15 protein-coding genes and 1 other RNA gene are annotated in these 15743 nt (G+C 47.7%); 7 read left to right on the top strand and 9 right to left on the bottom strand.

What is annotated here, in order from left to right:
- Positions 1-2: 2 nt before the first annotated feature.
- Together pepP and HCJ96_RS03940 are read right to left on the bottom strand one after the other, a co-directional pair.
- Positions 3-1313: a Xaa-Pro aminopeptidase gene (gene pepP, locus HCJ96_RS03935; protein ID WP_169209737.1), complete on the bottom strand. Its 1311-nt coding sequence runs from the start codon at positions 1311-1313 to the stop codon at positions 3-5.
- 12 nt (positions 1314-1325) lie between these two features.
- Positions 1326-1892 carry a UPF0149 family protein gene (locus HCJ96_RS03940; protein WP_169209738.1) on the bottom strand — a complete coding sequence of 189 codons (567 nt, stop codon included), beginning with the start codon at positions 1890-1892 and terminating at the stop codon, positions 1326-1328.
- Between the two features lie 204 nt (positions 1893-2096).
- Here HCJ96_RS03940 and ssrS point away from each other — a divergent pair.
- The 7 genes from ssrS (at position 2097) to HCJ96_RS03975 (ending at position 7493) form a co-directional block, all read left to right on the top strand.
- A non-coding RNA gene (gene ssrS / locus HCJ96_RS03945) (6S RNA) lies at positions 2097-2278 on the top strand.
- A gap of 21 nt (positions 2279-2299) precedes the next feature.
- Complete coding sequence (locus HCJ96_RS03950) at positions 2300-3196, top strand: ribokinase (protein WP_169209739.1); 897 nt, start codon at positions 2300-2302, stop codon at positions 3194-3196.
- Positions 3197-3247: 51 nt separating this feature from the next.
- Positions 3248-4189, top strand: coding sequence for a nucleoside hydrolase (locus tag HCJ96_RS03955; protein ID WP_169209740.1), 942 nt, complete (start codon positions 3248-3250; stop codon positions 4187-4189).
- A gap of 14 nt (positions 4190-4203) precedes the next feature.
- A complete protein-coding gene (locus HCJ96_RS03960; RefSeq protein WP_246261118.1) occupies positions 4204-4854 on the top strand; it encodes a 5-formyltetrahydrofolate cyclo-ligase in 651 nt (216 codons plus the stop codon).
- 14 nt (positions 4855-4868) lie between these two features.
- Positions 4869-5525: a ribose-5-phosphate isomerase RpiA gene (gene rpiA / locus HCJ96_RS03965; protein ID WP_169209741.1), complete on the top strand. Its 657-nt coding sequence runs from the start codon at positions 4869-4871 to the stop codon at positions 5523-5525.
- A 151-nt stretch (positions 5526-5676) separates the two neighbouring features.
- Positions 5677-6906, top strand: a complete 1230-nt coding sequence (gene serA, locus HCJ96_RS03970) for a phosphoglycerate dehydrogenase (protein WP_169209742.1) — start codon at positions 5677-5679, stop codon at positions 6904-6906.
- A 173-nt stretch (positions 6907-7079) separates the two neighbouring features.
- Entirely contained in the window at positions 7080-7493 is a 414-nt protein-coding gene (locus tag HCJ96_RS03975) for a hypothetical protein (RefSeq protein ID WP_169209743.1), read from the top strand.
- Between the two features lie 37 nt (positions 7494-7530).
- Here the strand turns inward: HCJ96_RS03975 and HCJ96_RS03980 are convergent, their stop codons facing one another.
- From HCJ96_RS03980 to HCJ96_RS04010, 7 genes are all read right to left on the bottom strand, one after another.
- A complete protein-coding gene (locus tag HCJ96_RS03980; RefSeq protein ID WP_169209744.1) occupies positions 7531-8277 on the bottom strand; it encodes a DUF481 domain-containing protein in 747 nt (248 codons plus the stop codon).
- 125 nt (positions 8278-8402) lie between these two features.
- Positions 8403-9224, bottom strand: coding sequence for a DUF481 domain-containing protein (locus tag HCJ96_RS03985; RefSeq protein WP_169209745.1), 822 nt, complete (start codon positions 9222-9224; stop codon positions 8403-8405).
- 48 nt (positions 9225-9272) lie between these two features.
- Complete coding sequence (locus HCJ96_RS03990; RefSeq protein WP_169209746.1) at positions 9273-10100, bottom strand: HDOD domain-containing protein; 828 nt, start codon at positions 10098-10100, stop codon at positions 9273-9275.
- Positions 10101-10211: 111 nt separating this feature from the next.
- Positions 10212-10490 carry a DUF1289 domain-containing protein gene (locus HCJ96_RS03995; protein WP_169209747.1) on the bottom strand — a complete coding sequence of 93 codons (279 nt, stop codon included), beginning with the start codon at positions 10488-10490 and terminating at the stop codon, positions 10212-10214.
- 32 nt (positions 10491-10522) lie between these two features.
- On the bottom strand, positions 10523-11230 hold the full coding sequence (locus HCJ96_RS04000) for an SIMPL domain-containing protein (protein ID WP_169209748.1): 708 nt from the start codon (positions 11228-11230) through the stop codon (positions 10523-10525).
- A gap of 104 nt (positions 11231-11334) precedes the next feature.
- A complete protein-coding gene (locus tag HCJ96_RS04005; RefSeq protein ID WP_169209749.1) occupies positions 11335-14493 on the bottom strand; it encodes an efflux RND transporter permease subunit in 3159 nt (1052 codons plus the stop codon).
- Positions 14490-15710 carry an efflux RND transporter periplasmic adaptor subunit gene (locus tag HCJ96_RS04010; protein WP_169209750.1) on the bottom strand — a complete coding sequence of 407 codons (1221 nt, stop codon included), beginning with the start codon at positions 15708-15710 and terminating at the stop codon, positions 14490-14492. The genes HCJ96_RS04005 and HCJ96_RS04010 overlap by 4 nt, the downstream gene beginning before the upstream one ends.
- Positions 15711-15743 lie beyond the last annotated feature (33 nt).

A 15743-nucleotide genomic window follows, 5' to 3' on the forward strand; every position in this document is an offset into this window, starting at 1 on the left:
CGTTACTCGCTCATCAGCTTTTCGATGGCCGCAATCGATTTAGGCACATTGGCGGTTATCACTTCAGCCCCTTTGGCGGTAATAACAATGTTGTCTTCGATGCGCACACCGATGCCCCGATAGGCTTCGGGTATGGTTTCATGGGCTGGCAAATACAGCCCCGGCTCAATAGTGAGCACCATGCCCGGCTTCAACGGTCTGTCTTCGCCAGCAATTTTATAAACGCCCACATCATGCACGTCCAGGCCGAGAAAGTGCCCCAGCCCGTGCATATAAAACGCGCGGTAAGCCTGATTTTCCAGGTTCTCTTCTACTGAGCCGTTCAAAATGCCCAGCTCAATAAGCCCTTCAACCAATATTTTACTGCTTGCCTGATTCGCTTCGCCTAGGGTCACGCCGGGTTTAAGCAGCGCTATGGCTGCTTCCTGCGCCTTGAGCACAATGTTATACACTTTCGCCTGGGCATCGGTAAATTTACCGTTAACCGGGAAGGTGCGGGTAATATCTGCCGCATAGCCCTGATATTCTGCTCCCGCATCAATCAGCACCAGTTTGCCATCGTCAATTTGATCAGCGTTTTCGGTGTAATGCAATATACAGGCATTCTCGCCGCTGCCCACGATAGTGCCATAAGCAGGGTAATGGGCACCGGCCATGGCAATGAGGTGATGAATCTCTGCCGCCAACTGATATTCATAACAGCCGGCATGGGCAAACTTCATTGCTCTGGCGTGCGCTTCACTGGTCATTTTGGCAGCGGCTTTCATAGTGGCAATTTCTGCGGCAGACTTAAATAAACGCATTTCATCCAGAAACGGACGGGGATCACTTAAATGTATGGGCGCGGCGAATTTACGTGGATTACTGCGTAAGCGTTGCAGAGAAGCCATTACCTGTTGTTCCGCCCAGGCTTCCTCACCCAGTGCAAAAAACACATGGTCATGGCCATCAATCCATTCATCTAACACTGCCGCCAGTTGATCCGATTCGTAGGCCTCGTCCAGGTTAAACTGGCTGAGTGCCTGTTGTGTACCCAGACGTCTGCCGTGCCAGACTTCTTCGTGTTCATCTTTAGCCTGACATACCATGGCGCGATAACAGGAAGGATGGCGTGAATGATTGGACAACAACAGTACACTATCCGGTTCGGCAAACCCGGTTAAGTACCAGAAATAACTGTTCTGGCGGAACTTATATTCGGTGTCGCGACTCCGGGTCACCAAGGTAGCCGCCGGGATCACACAGACACTGTTTTCAGGACACTGGGCCAGCAATCTGTCTTGACGAGAGGTAAATTCTTGTGGTGTTATCACGTGATGACCTACTTAGTGGAGCGAGGGTTTTTCAGGGTGATCATCCAGCAAAGTTTTGCCCAGCTCGCTATAACATAACAATGCCGAAATCTTTACATACTCCATGACTTCATAAAGGGCTTTTTCAGATTCTTCATCCTCTGACATGGGCTCTTCCATTTGCGCAATATTGGCAAAATCTTCCAGCGCTTCGCGCACTTCTTCAGAACAGGGGACTAAGTCCTGCTGATACAGTCCAAAGCCCAGCATAAAGCCCTGCACCCAATTAATGATGGCTGCACCGCGGTCGTTGATAGGCGCTTTGTCATCGGGAAGCAGTAGCTGCAGTGCAAATTCTGATTCGAGCAACTGCTCGCAGGTTTGGTTAAACAGGTCGTTAAGACAATTTTGCGTTTCCTGATTAAACGCATCCCCCTGATGGATGGTGTCGCTTAGTACATTCATCCACTTGCGATCGGTTAAGGACATGCCACCGCACAACATTCCGCTAAGGATGCCATGTACTTCGGCGCCATCGACTATCACTCCGTGTTGAGATAACAGATTAGTTACCCCGTCGTAATTGAGCTGATTATTCACACTTTTTGTCCCATTCTTTTTCTTCTATGCTACCAAAACATGGGGTTAAAACCCACAATTAGCAACCGTTCAATGATAAACTTTGTTTATCGCTAAACAGTGCTACAAAAAGACAATCATCGGCTTATCGCATTCGAATCGCTGATGATCCACTTCACGAGCGGCTGCGTTTGTTATACTCTGTACTGCTATTTATAATAACAATGCTTCCTGGGATGTTTGCCAGTTCATTCATGTCCCTGGCCGATGCTTTAATATAAGGAAGTTGACCTCGTTACTATTGAGCAAGCTCGACTCGTATCGAGAAGCCTGCGGTAACGAATAAACTTCCGCCGTGATCCTTTCGGTTCACGGGCGAAAATGGACAGCGGCATTCTGGGAGGCGCCCTCTTTCGTTGGACACAGAAATGGCAATAATTAATTTCGGGTCAATTAACATCGACCACGTTTATCAGGTTGATCACTTCGTTGCCCCTGGTGAAACATTAGCTTCGAACCACTACCAGACACTCTTGGGTGGTAAAGGTGCCAATCAGTCGATTGCACTGGCCATGGCAGGCGCTGATGTCAGACACGTGGGGTGCATCCATGAAACCGATGCTACGTTCAAACAAACCCTAATTCGCAAAGGGGTCGATTGCCGCTTTGTGAAATGCTCAGATACGCCGTCCGGTCATGCCATCATTCAAGTCACCCCAAGTGGGGAAAACGCCATTGTTTTGTTTGGCGGGGCCAATCAGACCATCACCGAAAAAATGGTTGAGCATGCGTTAGATGACGCCAAGCCATCTGACTGGGTGATAATGCAAAACGAGACCAGTTGTATTAAAGAAGCGATGCAGCAGGCGAAAAAGAAAGGGCTTAAAGTTGCTTTCAACCCCGCACCAATGAGCGAATCGGTCAAATCGTTGCCTTACGACTGTATCGACCTGTTGATTGTTAATGAAACCGAAGCCGCTGCCATCACCGGTGAAAGCGAAATAGACGCTATTTTGAACCACTTCACTGAAAAGTGGACGCACGCCAAAGTTATTGTCACCTTGGGCAAAGTGGGCGTGGTGATGTTGCAAAAAGGCGAGCGCATTGATGTAAAGGCCTTTTCCGTTAATGCTATTGACACTACCGCAGCAGGTGATTGTTTTATAGGCTATTTCTTATCTGCTTACGCAGCGCATGCAGACGCTAAAAAAGCGTTAGTTCGCGGTTGCGCAGCCTCTGCCATTGCAGTTACCCGCGAAGGGGCTGCACAGTCGATTCCAGAAGAAAAAGAAGTCGACCGATTTCTTGCAAAACAAAGCCGATAAGCTGAACCTTTGGCAATTCCCCTACTTTGATTATTAGAGCGATATGGATTTATGAGTCATAAAATTATTTTGGACACTGACCCAGGCATCGATGATGCGATGGCCATCTTTTTTGCCTTTCAGGCACCCGACATTGAGGTTCTGGGCCTGACCACGGTGTTCGGTAACGTTCCGGTTGACATGTCAGCACGCAATGCACTTACCCTTTGCGAACTGGCCGGACAGGACATTCCGGTGACTAAAGGTGTGGGCATGCCATGGGTTGGCCCTGAATCAACCTATGCGCATTTTGTTCACGGTGATGATGGTTTCGGTAATATCAATTTTCCTGCGTCTAAGCGCGAATTAGATCCGCGAAGTTCAGCCCAATTTATCATTGACATGGCACGTGAATACCCCGGCGAGATCACGCTGGTTGCCATTGGCCCATTGGGTAACCTGGCGCTGGCGCTGCGACTTGAACCCGACTTACCCAAATTGCTCAAAGGTGTCAGTATTATGGGTGGCGCGGCGTTTGTGCGCGGTAACGTTACCCCTGTCGCCGAAGCGAATATCTGGAACGACGCTCACGCAGCAGAAATTGTATTTGCGGCTGACTGGGATCTGACCATGTTCGGTCTGGATGTCACAAATGCGGTGCCTTTCAAACCCTCTTTTATGGAAACCTTAAAAGCAAAGAACGAAAAGCTGGGTGGTTTTGTGTTTAATTCGGCTAAGTTCTACGCCGATTTTTATTCGGCAAACCGTGACGACAAAGTGTGTTTCTTTCACGATGCATTCCCGTTGGCTCACCTGATCCAACCGGATTTGTTCGAATTAACCGAAGGTAATGTGCGCGTTTCCACCGATGCCCTTAATCGTGGACAGACAATTGTCGCACCTGAAGGCACGACGGCCAGCCCACTGTGGACTGAAGCGAAGAAAATTAAAGTGGCCACAGGTGTCGACCACGCTAAGCTCGAACAACTGTTTATTGATACCTACGCCAGATAAACTGGTGCTTTCCAATGCCACTTGCTAATGTCTGGCAAGTGGCATATTCAGATATGGAACACATAGCAATGAATACTACGGAAAGCCGCAATTCGTTACGGCGCTCGTTTCGCAACGCCAGAAAAGCACTGACGGTGCAGCAACAACAGGATGCGTCAGCAGCGCTGTTTACTCAAATTGAGCACTTTCTTCCTGCGTCGTTAAATCGTGTTGCTTTATACCTGGCAAATGACGGCGAGCCTGATTTATCAACGGTGATTCGCTCTTGCTGGCAGCATCAGATCGCCACGTCGCTTCCTGTTTTGCATCCTGTCACCAAAAAGCATTTACTGATGCTGAATTACACCGCTGACACCCCGATGCATATCAATCGCTTTGGCATTGCCGAACCCGCATTAAACTGTCAGGCGATAAGGTTGTTAAACCAGCATGATGTGCTATTTATGCCATTAGTCGGGTTTGATAAACAGGGCAACAGACTGGGTATGGGCGGCGGTTTTTATGATCGCACCCTTGCCAGCACGGTAAACTGCGAATCGCGCCCCCGCTTAGTGGGTGTCGCTCATGACTGTCAGCAAGCGGAATCGTTACCGATACAGCCCTGGGATGTCCCCCTGGATGCTATTATTACCCCTACACAAGTAATTCAACCTTCAAATTCATAACAAGTGGAATAAGCATGGATCAGAACGAAAAGAAACAAGCCGTGGCCAATGCGGCCATCAAGTATGTTGAGCAAGATTCAATTGTGGGCGTAGGAACTGGCTCCACGGTCAATTATTTCATTGATGCACTGGCAAAAATTAAACATAACATCGAAGGCGCAGTTTCCAGTTCCACCGCATCGACTGAGCGTATGAAAAAGCTGGGCATTGAAGTATTCGATCTGAATTCGGTCGATCAGCTGTCGGTATACATTGATGGCGCCGATGAAGTCACCGATCACAAGCATATGATTAAAGGCGGCGGTGCGGCGCTGACGCAGGAGAAAATAGTTGCGGCCGTAGCGAAAAAATTTGTTTGTATCGTTGATGATTCAAAACGGGTGGGTGTGCTGGGTAAATTTCCGCTGCCCGTTGAGGTCATTCCCATGGCCCGCTCCTATGTAGCCAGGGAGCTGGTTAAACTGGGCGGCGATCCGGTTTACCGTGAAGGTGTAACGACCGACAACGGTAATGTGATACTGGATGTACATAATCTGGAAATTCTCAACCCCCGTGAGCTTGAACAACAAATCAATAATATTGCCGGTGTGGTGACCAATGGCATCTTTGCCATGCGTGGTGCTGATGTGGTGCTGTCTGCCACCGATACTGGTGTCGAAACCCTCGATTAAAACACCTTTTTTGCGCTGCTGATTGATTAAGCTATCATCGTTTAGTATTTATTCAGTGGCAGCGCGTAATTTCCCTTTCACTCTGCGACTGATTTTGCTAAGTTTGCCTTCCCAGACGTCCAGATGTCTTTTTACAGTTTGAGAAGCGACCATGAGTAAAGTTTCGTTACCAAAAGATAAAATCAAAATTTTGTTGTTAGAAGGGGTACACCATAGTGCTGTGGAAACGTTTGAAAATAACGGCTACAGCAATATCGAATACCTTAAAACGTCGCTCCCTGAAGCTGAACTGATTGATAAAGTACAAGACGTGCACTTTATTGGTCTGCGCTCGCGCACGCAAATAACCGAAGCAGTGGTTGAGGCGGCCAGTAAACTGGTTGCGATTGGTTGTTTTTGTATAGGCACGAACCAGGTCGATCTTATTTCTACCCGGGCCAAAGGGATTCCGGTTTTTAATGCGCCGTTTTCTAACACCCGTTCGGTTGCTGAACTGGTGTTAGGCCAAATCATTTTACTGCTGCGCAAAATTCCACAAAAAAATGCCAAAGCCCATCGGGGCGAATGGGATAAATCCGCCGATGGCGCATTTGAAGCAAGGGGAAAAACCCTTGGTATCATTGGTTACGGCCATATCGGTACACAGTTAAGCATTCTGGCTGAGCACTTGGGCATGCGGGTACAGTTTTTTGATATCGAAGATAAACTGGTTTTGGGCAACTCGACGCAGATTAAGTCATTAGACAGGTTATTGGAAACCTCAGACGTGGTCACCCTGCATGTGCCTGAAACGCTACAAACAAAGAACATGATTGGCGAAGCGCAGCTGCGTAAAATGCGTAAAAACAGCATTTTAATCAACGCTTCCCGCGGAACAGTTATTGATATTGATGCTCTGGTCACAGCGTTGAAAGATGAGCATATCAGCGGTGCCGCATTAGACGTATTCCCTGTGGAGCCTAAGTCGAATTCAGAAGAGTTTGAATCACCGCTACGCGCGTTTGATAACGTGATTCTCACCCCGCATGTGGGTGGCAGCACCCAGGAAGCCCAAGAGAACATCGGCATTGAAGTGGCGGGCAAACTGGCGAAATACAGCGATAACGGCTCTACCCTGTCTGCGGTCAATTTCCCGGAAGTGGCCTTGCCGGACCACCCTGGCAGCTGTCGCATCCTGCACATCCACGAAAACCGCCCTGGCGTGTTAACCCAGATTAACCAGACCTTTGCACACAAAGGCATCAACATCGAAGCGCAATATCTTCAGACCAATGCCGAGATTGGTTACGTGGTGGTGGATGTTGAATCAGAAAAAGGCTACGACGCGCTGGCTGAACTTCAGCAGATTGACGGCACCATCAAGACACGTATTTTACATTAATGGGATAAAGCCCCGCTTCGGGCTATAAACCTCAAGCCTTGGGCAACTTTATTGCACAAGGCTTGAAAGTCGCTTTTGCATCTACCACATTGCCACCGTTCATCGAATAATCTTTGCTAACTGAATGATTTTAACCATACTGAGGGTTAACGAATTTCTTTCGGGCAACAATCATGTTCTGGGCACATGGAAGTTATGAGGTAAAAAAGGAAGGCCAAATACTTTTGGTTGATGCTTGCGGTCCTTTTAACCGCGAAACCATCTTCTCTCTGGACAAGGATCTAATCAGTTTTGTAGGCCAGCTTCGCCACGCCCCCTGGGCCGAAATTGCTACCTTGAAAAATGAAAGTGCTTATACGCCCGAAGCGCTGGAGGAGCTAGCCAAATCGTTTCAGGATAGAGTGCGCAATAATCTTATTGCCATCGCGATCCTGTTCAAAGATATTGAATCCAGAACCCTTTCTGAATATCAGCTTACATCCATTTTTAAACAGTGTGATGGGTTAGATTGGCTATTTTGCGAGTCGATTGAAAGTGCCAGAGACTGGTGCAATCGGGCACTTTCAAACTACCAGGAAAATATGTAGAGGGACCCTGCTCGGGTCCCTTCACATAGTAAAAAACTTAAAAGAAGTTATAAACCAGCGTAACTGAGGTTTCAGTATCCAGTTTTTCAACACCGGGGTCTACTTCACTGTTGTGGTCTAGCTTAAACGCAACTTTTAGTGACAGGTTGCCGCTTATAGTGGCGGTTACAGCCGACTCAGCGCGTGATTTGGTGTTGTCTTCACCCACCTCAGTACTGACCGTCTGAGTAAATTTAGCAGTGTCTGAAATCAGCCATTGATATGCTGCAGACGCACGTACAATTGGCCCTTCCTGCTTTTCACCTTCCTGGGTTTCAGCCCAGGCGTAACCAGGACCCACTGAGTATTCGAACGACATTTTGTCGGTTTCCCATAACTTATGGTTCCAACCGACCGCCAGGGTGGTCTGGTATTCGTAGTTGCTTAGCTTGTCTTGCTCGTAAGATGCGAAACCGAAAATACGATAATTGGGGTTAGCTAACTTGTAGTTGGCCTGAGATGACGCGAACAAGCTATCGGCTGACGTACGCTCTTCTTCTTCACCCTCGTCATTTTCAACCGTCTCTTTTTTATACAACCCTTCGATATTGTAATCGTTACTCCACTTTGGAAGCTCCTGATGCGCCACTAAGGATGCACTTAACGAAGTGGTTTCTGTATTACCTGTGGTATGAATGGCACCCACGCCACCTTCCATCGTGAACGGTTTTTTCTCTTCTTGTGCGACTGCGACGTTCGCGACTAACGTGCCTAGAATTGCCGTAGCAACTAAACTTCTGTTCATCAGTGTGTTCCTGCAATTAAATCTTTTTAACATTATTCGATACTGCGTTTATATCTTATCAAAGCTGAAAAAGTTCACCAAACGGCTAAAATACGCGGTTTCGCGCGACTTTCTAAATCAAATGATTAGAAAAATCGATAAACCACTGAAACGGAAGACTCCGTATTTAGCTCAGCCACGTCTTCTGGCGTATTAGTCTCATGTGTCCAGGTAAGCGCAAATTTTAACGCAAGGGATTCAAATATTGTTGCGGTAACTGATGTCTCAGACCGCGTTTTAATATTGTGCCCACCCGCTTCAATACTGGCGAACTGTCTGAATTTGGCCCCTGTGGTCCAAAAGTAACGGTATTCCACGGAGGCACGTACGATGAATCCACTGTTAATCGAGGTTTCCGTCTCCTCTTCAACGGAAACGAAAGAATAACCCGGGCCGACACTGTATCTGAATTCATCAACTTCATTTTGCCAAAGCTGATGAGACCAGCCTGACGCTATCGAAGAACGATAATGAAAGCCGTTGAACTCATCGTTTTCGTAATCACCGTAGATGAACAACCGGCGATCCCGGTTATTTAATTTGTAGTCTAGCTGTGCATAGCCGAACAAACGCTCGGCCGTAACCTCTCGCTCTTTTTCACCGCCTTTTTCAACTTCACTTTCTTTATAAAGCAGTTCACCAAAATAGCGGTTACTCCACCAGCGGGTTTCATGTTCGGAAACAATGCCACCCTTGATCGTCGTTGCGTCAGAATTACCCGTGGCAAAGAGAATGCCCACTTCACCATCGAGGGTAAAATGTGGCGCTTCTTCATCCACATCAGGGATCATGTCAGGATGATAAAGCGTGCTGATCAAATTACGGTCTTTTGCCGCCTGTGCGTCGGGAAGCAAACAAAATGACAGCATCGTAATCGCCATTAGATAAATGGCAAACGAATTTTGCATAGTAATGTTCTATTCTAATGTTTAGCGCAAAAAATCGTTCCGTGACTATTATTGTCGTACTAATGAGGCGATCATATCCGTTTCTCTTCGAGAATAATGAATCGCATCATTAATGGTTTCCTTTTCGATCTTAATTATCTTTTCTAATTCTGGCGAAATAAGTTCAATTTTATTGTTATCGTCTTCCTGTTGCTCATTGAACAAGGTTCTTACCGCAATCGCAAGTACTGCGATTTCTGCATCTACCACTTTTTGTTTATCATTATGCAAATGAACCACCGGGAAATAAAGTGACAGAGGTAGTCTCCAGCTTTCCATTATAGTGCCACTGCAATGCGCAAAGGTGAACTTAAAGTGACTTAATTGTTTTACCCACGGCAGTAAATCACTGTCGTCGTTCAAATAAGCCTCGTATTTTTCTGGCGAACATTTTGCGACAACCAATTCACTTAAATTCTGCAATATTCCCATGACAAAGAAGCGTTCAATGCCACGAATGCGACAATGTTTGGCCAAATATTTCGCTACCATTCCGCAAAATACCGAGTTTCGCCAATGTTGATCTGGATTGATCAAGGGCGAATTAAACTGTGTGAAAGCGGTATTAGCGGTTTCAGCCACCACCAGATTGTACAGAGCCTCACCGCCGATCACGTTAACCGCTTTTGAAATCGAGCCAATTTGTGAAGGAAAGCGAAATAATGCGCTATTCGCCAGGCGAAGGATTTTAGCTGTCAACGACGGATCTACGCTGATTAACCTCGCAATGTCGTCGGCATCAGAACGATGATCATCGAGTATATCGCGAATGCGTAAACAAATATCTGGCAGCGTGAATGACTGCGACGCATAGGAAACATACTTAGTTAGAGACATAATTTAACACCACTTCAAACATTTCAGGAATTATATCAGCCATGCAATAAATCTCAGCCCCTTTTACGTTACATTGCAGTATGCTGAGTTATAACCGCGTACTGTAAGCATCTACTTTTTTTTAAATAAGTCGGTTTGCAACGGTGCCGGCTCAGAGATGCCGGTATCCGGTTGGGCGTTTCGTTGCGCTGACAGCTTTCTGCGATGGCACGCCGCAATAATTTTACGCTTGGTAGCATCATCAATTTTTAACCAGTAGAGGCGCTCTTCACGACTTCTGAAACATCCCAGGCAATACCCACGCGCACCCGACTGACATACGCCGATACACGGGCTGGGAACATCAAAAAACTCTAACTGTGAAGGAGAAGGCTCTCCTTTGCTTACCATATCGTTTTTTCTAAGTACAATTGCTCATCAAATCAGTCTACCAGTGTATATTCAATAGTGGAAACTACACGCACCTTTTTAATGTGTGGATGATGATTATCACGCGCAAAAATGGAGAACTGCCCTTGTCTGGCCTGATTAATTTTGCCCAGTTTACTGTCTGAGTCCTGGGCAAATTTATTGGCCACTTCTCTGGCATGCTTTGTAGCCTCTTCAATCATCACTGGCTTAACCTCATTCAAGCGGGAAAACAGATATTCTGTTCGCGCTTCATACCCGGGAGAGGTAAACACGATCCCTTCACTGACCAATTCCGAAATAGACGCCATCAAGCCTCTGACAAACTCGATTTTTGTTGAATATACGGTAATGGTTTGTATCGCACTGTAACGAAATTCTGTACGCTCACCGCCATAGCGCTGTGCCAGCTTATCGATAATTTCGGGGGCACCAACGGTGATGGATTGCGCGTCCAGGCCAGCGTTATGTAAGTACTGCGTAATACTTTGAGTGTGCTGTTTAAGTGTTCGATGTAACGCACTCAGATCGTTACCGGCTTCGGTAAACTGAATCGGCCAAATTACTTTATCTGCCAGATATTCTCTTTCTGACAACCCTTTAACGGTTACCACACGATCCCAGGTTTTAAAGGTGATGATAGCATTACCTAATTGCGTACCAAGCAAGGTTAACCCTAATACCGCGCCTGTTGCCAAAATAACAGCGACTGTTTTATTCATAATGCCATTCCTTCGTTTAATAACTGAAGAAAGCCTATATGACAACTATGGCAAAACAGAGGCGAAGCGGTGGAAATGTAAAGCGGGCCTCAGGCCCGCCGTCATTATTTCTCGATAACCAGTTGAGTTGCGGGTGTTTTTTTCCGTTTGCTGCGAAGCAAAGAATAAAATACCGGGGTGAGCAACAAGCCAAAAAAGGTGACCCCAATCATACCGGCAAATACAGCAACGCCCATTGCCTGACGCATTTCTGCTCCCGCCCCGGTTGAGATAACCATAGGCAATACCCCCATAATAAAGGCGATGGATGTCATCAGAATCGGACGCAAACGTAGCTTGCTGGCTTCCAGAATCGCTTCCAGTGTGGTCATCCCCTGCTCTTCCAGTTCCTTGGCGAACTCAACAATCAATATTGCATTTTTCGTGGCCAGCCCTACCAGAACGATTAAACCAATTTGTGTGAACACATTGTTATCGCCTCCTGCAATCCCCACCCCGATCAACGCACTCAATAAGGTCATGGGTACTATCAGGATAATTGCTAATGGCAGGGTCAGACTTTCGTACTGGGCGGCCAGCACCAGGAACACCAGTAACACCACCAGCGGAAATACAATCAATGAGGCGTCCCCTGCCAGGATCTGCTGATAGGTTAAATCAGTCCACTCATAGCTCATGCCAATAGGTAGCGTTTCATCTAAAATCTTTTCGATGGCCGCTTTGGCTTGATCGGAGCTGTATCCGGCTGCAGGTGCACCATTAATTTCTGCCGTGTTATAACCATTGTAATGCATCACCCTGTCAGGCCCCGCCGAATGTTCCACCGATACAAACGACCCCAGTGGGATCATCTGCCCGTCACTGTTGCGTATCTTGTACTGGCGGATCTGATCGGTATCCTGCCGGAACTGCGAATCTGCCTGCACGTTAACCTGATAAGTGCGTCCAAACAGATTGAAGTCATTCACATACACCGAGCCCAGGTACGCTTGCAACGTGCTGAATAAGCTGTCTGTGGTTACTCCCTGACTGATTGCTTTAGTGCGATCCACGTCGACATCCAGTTGCGGCACATTCACCCGGAAACTGGAGAAAGTATCAGTTAATGCAGGATCCTGCCACGCTTTGCCAACCACCTGCTGGGTGGCATTATCCAAGGCTTCAAAACCTAGATTGGCGCGGTCCTGAATTTGCAGTTTAAAGCCACCAATAGTGCCTAAACCCATTACCGGAGGCGGCGGAAAAATCGCCACAAAGGCCCCTTTTATTGCGCCAAATTGTTGGTTTAGCTGCATGGCGATGGCACCGGCAGATAATTCTGGCGATGTTCTTTCATCAAACGGTTTCAAAGGGGTAAAAAGAACACCTGAACTGCTGCTGTTAGTAAAGCCATTGATGTTTAGGCCAGGGAAAGCCACAGCATCGGCAACACCCGGGTGCTGCATGGCAATCTCTGACATTTGCCGAATGACATCTTCGGTTCGATCGAGAGATGACGCATCAGGCAATTGTGCAAATGCCACCAGGTACATTTTATCCTGCGCCGGCACATAACCGGTGGGCGTGCTCGCAAACTGCTGCCAGGTCAATGCTAACAAACCAGCATACAACACTAACACCACGCCACCTTTACGCACCAAACGGTTAACGCCTTTGGTGTAAGCATGACCGCCACGATTAAACAGTCGGTTAAATGGCCCAAATACCCAGGGACCCAGCATTCTGTCCATGAGCTTGGTCAGCGCGTCTTTAGGTGCATCGTGCTTTTTGAGTAGTAACGCTGACAACGCCGGACTCAAGGTTAATGAGTTAATCGCGGAAATAATGGTTGAAATCGTAATTGTTAGGGCGAACTGCTTGTAAAACTGGCCAGTTAAGCCCGACATAAAGGCGGTTGGAATAAACACCGCAGCCAAAACCAGCGTTGTGGCGATGATCGGGCCGGTCACTTCTTTCATCGCCTGGCGCGTGGCATCGACGGGACTGAGTCCATCGGCAATATTTCGCTCAACGTTTTCTACCACGACAATGGCGTCATCGACCACGATACCTATCGCCAGTACCAAACCAAACAAAGACAACGCATTGAGTGAAAAACCCATTAGCTGCATAAAGGCGAAGGTGCCCACCAAAGAAACCGGAACTGCGACCAGCGGAATAATGGATGCCCGCCAGGTTTGCAAGAACAGCACCACCACCAGCACAACCAGCAGTACGGCTTCAAGCAGGGTATTTACCACCGCTTTTATCGAGCCACGAACAAATACAGTGGGATCGTAAACGATCTCGTAATTTAACCCTTCAGGGAAGTTTTGTGAAAGTGTGGCCATGGTTGCGCGCACGTTATCAGAAATCTCAATTGCATTGCTGCCGGGAGCCTGAAATATCGGGATTGCTGCGGCAGGCTGGTTATTCAGCAATGAGCGTAACACATAATAGTCAGCGCCTAATTCAACTCGCGCGATATCATCCAGACGGGTAACCTGACCGTCGGCGGAACGCTTTACAATAATATTTCTAAATTCACTTTCATCTTTTAAGCGCCCGCGCACATTGATCAATAAATTAAAATCGCTGTTGCCCGAGGGTTGCGCGCCCAGGCTGCCTGCCGCGGCTTGTTGGTTCTGCGCCCGAATAGCGGCAATAACATCAGTAGGGTTTAAACCCAGTTCTGCCATACGATCGGGGTTTAACCACACCCGCATGCTAAATTCACCGGCACCAAATACGCGTGCCTGTCCGACGCCCTCAACCCGCGCTAATTCATCTTTGACAAACTGCTGCGCATAGTTAGAAAGATAGAGCATATCGTAACGACTGTCCGGCGAGGTTAAATGCACTACCATGGTCAAATCGGGCGATGACTTTTCAGTCACCACACCCAATCGCTGGACTTCCTGTGGCAAGCGCGGCAGTGCACGGTTAACCCGGTTCTGAACCAGCGTGGTCGCGTCGTCCGGATCGGTGCCAATAGCAAACGTTAAGGTAAGTGTCATACGACCATCAGAAGTTGATTGTGACGAACTGTACAACAGACCTTCCACGCCATTTATTTCATCTTCTAATGGACTGGCAACGGTTTCACCAATGACTTTGGGATTGGCGCCCGGATAATTCGCCGTCACAACCACTGTAGGTGGTACAACATCAGGATATTCAGTAATGGGCAATTGCCAGACAGCCAGCGCTCCGGCAATAAAAATAATAATAGAAATAACACCCGCAAAGACGGGTCGGGTAATAAAAAACTGTGCAATGTTCATCGACTTCCTCCAGCGTCTCCGCTGGCTGGTTGATTCATTGCGGTAGTGGTTTGCGCGCGTTGTTGCCACTGCATTACCGCATTGAGGGCCTCAGCAGGTGCCATGTCAATTTCATTTGGCGCCACCACAGCCCCCGGACGAATACGTTGTAGCCCGTTTACCACAATCGCTTCACCTGTTTGCAGACCGGCCTCAACAACCCGTAACTTGCCCAGCTTGTCACCCAATGTAATAGGACGATAGCTAATGGTATTATCCTCACCCACCACAAAAACAAACTTATTGTTCAAGTCAGTGCCGATCGCCTTTTCGCTGATCAACACTCGCGGTTGAGTTTCACTACTGGCCAGTTTGATGTGAGCGAACATGCCGGGTACTAACTGCCCTTCCTGATTGTCAAAAGCAGCACGCACACGAATGGTACCGGAAGCGGGATTCACCTGATTATCGATAAAGTCGAGTTTACCCCAGTAGTTTTTATCGGTATTACCGCCAACCTGCAATGCAACCGCCAGATCAGAAGCGCCATCCTGCGTATCAAGCTGGCTCAAAAACGACAGGTAAGTCTGCTCGTCCACATCAAAATAGGCATGCAACCTGTCAGTGGAAACCAGCGTGGTCAAAACCGTGTTACCCGCGGTGACAAAGTTGCCCGCAGTGACGTTAGCGCGTGAGATGCGACCTGTAATTGGCGCCTCCACTCTGGCAAAACCACGTTGTAGGCGAGCAATATCCAGTTGCGCTGAGATGGCAGCTACTTGCGCTTCAGCCTGGGTCAATTTCGCTTGACGCGTATCTATGACTTCTTCAGATACCGACTGACTGGCTTTTAGTTTTGTGGCCCGAGAGAGATCCTGCTCAGCAAGTTTACGCTGGCTATATGCGCTGTCTAACTGTGCTTCCAGTTGCTTAACTTCTGCCTGAAACTGACGGTTATCGATCAGAAACAAGGTTTCACCTTGTTTAACTATGTCGCCTTCTTTAAAGGCCACAAAATCGATGTATCCAGAGACACGTGGGCGTAAGCTAACCGTTTCAGGAGCCTCTAGTCTGCCGCTAAATGAATCCCATAAGGCCACTTCTTTACTGATGACCTCGGCGGTGTCTACCGGAATCGCTTGGGGCGTTTGCTGGGTTTGCGCGTGCGTTACTTCACCACACGCAATCAGAATACTGGTGACCCAAACAACAATACTGAATTTGATAAAAATGTGCATTTTCGCTACCTGAAAAATTGATTGAGCGCATTA

The organism is Alteromonas ponticola, assembly GCF_012911815.1.
Classification (GTDB): domain Bacteria; phylum Pseudomonadota; class Gammaproteobacteria; order Enterobacterales; family Alteromonadaceae; genus Alteromonas; species Alteromonas ponticola.

Excerpts from the sequence above, each read along its gene's own strand:
- HCJ96_RS03950 (WP_169209739.1), top strand. The coding sequence starts at position 2,300 with ATGGCAATAATTAATTTCGGGTCAATTAACATCGACCACGTTTATCAG.
- HCJ96_RS03955 (WP_169209740.1), top strand. The coding sequence starts at position 3,248 with ATGAGTCATAAAATTATTTTGGACACTGACCCAGGCATCGATGATGCG.
- HCJ96_RS03960 (WP_246261118.1), top strand. The coding sequence starts at position 4,204 with ATGCCACTTGCTAATGTCTGGCAAGTGGCATATTCAGATATGGAACAC.
- rpiA (WP_169209741.1), top strand. The coding sequence starts at position 4,869 with ATGGATCAGAACGAAAAGAAACAAGCCGTGGCCAATGCGGCCATCAAG.
- serA (WP_169209742.1), top strand. The coding sequence starts at position 5,677 with ATGAGTAAAGTTTCGTTACCAAAAGATAAAATCAAAATTTTGTTGTTA.
- HCJ96_RS03975 (WP_169209743.1), top strand. The coding sequence starts at position 7,080 with ATGTTCTGGGCACATGGAAGTTATGAGGTAAAAAAGGAAGGCCAAATA.
- HCJ96_RS03980 (WP_169209744.1), bottom strand. The coding sequence starts at position 8,277 with ATGAACAGAAGTTTAGTTGCTACGGCAATTCTAGGCACGTTAGTCGCG.
- HCJ96_RS03985 (WP_169209745.1), bottom strand. The coding sequence starts at position 9,224 with ATGCAAAATTCGTTTGCCATTTATCTAATGGCGATTACGATGCTGTCA.
- HCJ96_RS03990 (WP_169209746.1), bottom strand. The coding sequence starts at position 10,100 with ATGTCTCTAACTAAGTATGTTTCCTATGCGTCGCAGTCATTCACGCTG.
- HCJ96_RS03995 (WP_169209747.1), bottom strand. The coding sequence starts at position 10,490 with ATGGTAAGCAAAGGAGAGCCTTCTCCTTCACAGTTAGAGTTTTTTGAT.
- HCJ96_RS04000 (WP_169209748.1), bottom strand. The coding sequence starts at position 11,230 with ATGAATAAAACAGTCGCTGTTATTTTGGCAACAGGCGCGGTATTAGGG.
- HCJ96_RS04005 (WP_169209749.1), bottom strand. The coding sequence starts at position 14,493 with ATGAACATTGCACAGTTTTTTATTACCCGACCCGTCTTTGCGGGTGTT.
- HCJ96_RS04010 (WP_169209750.1), bottom strand. The coding sequence starts at position 15,710 with ATGCACATTTTTATCAAATTCAGTATTGTTGTTTGGGTCACCAGTATT.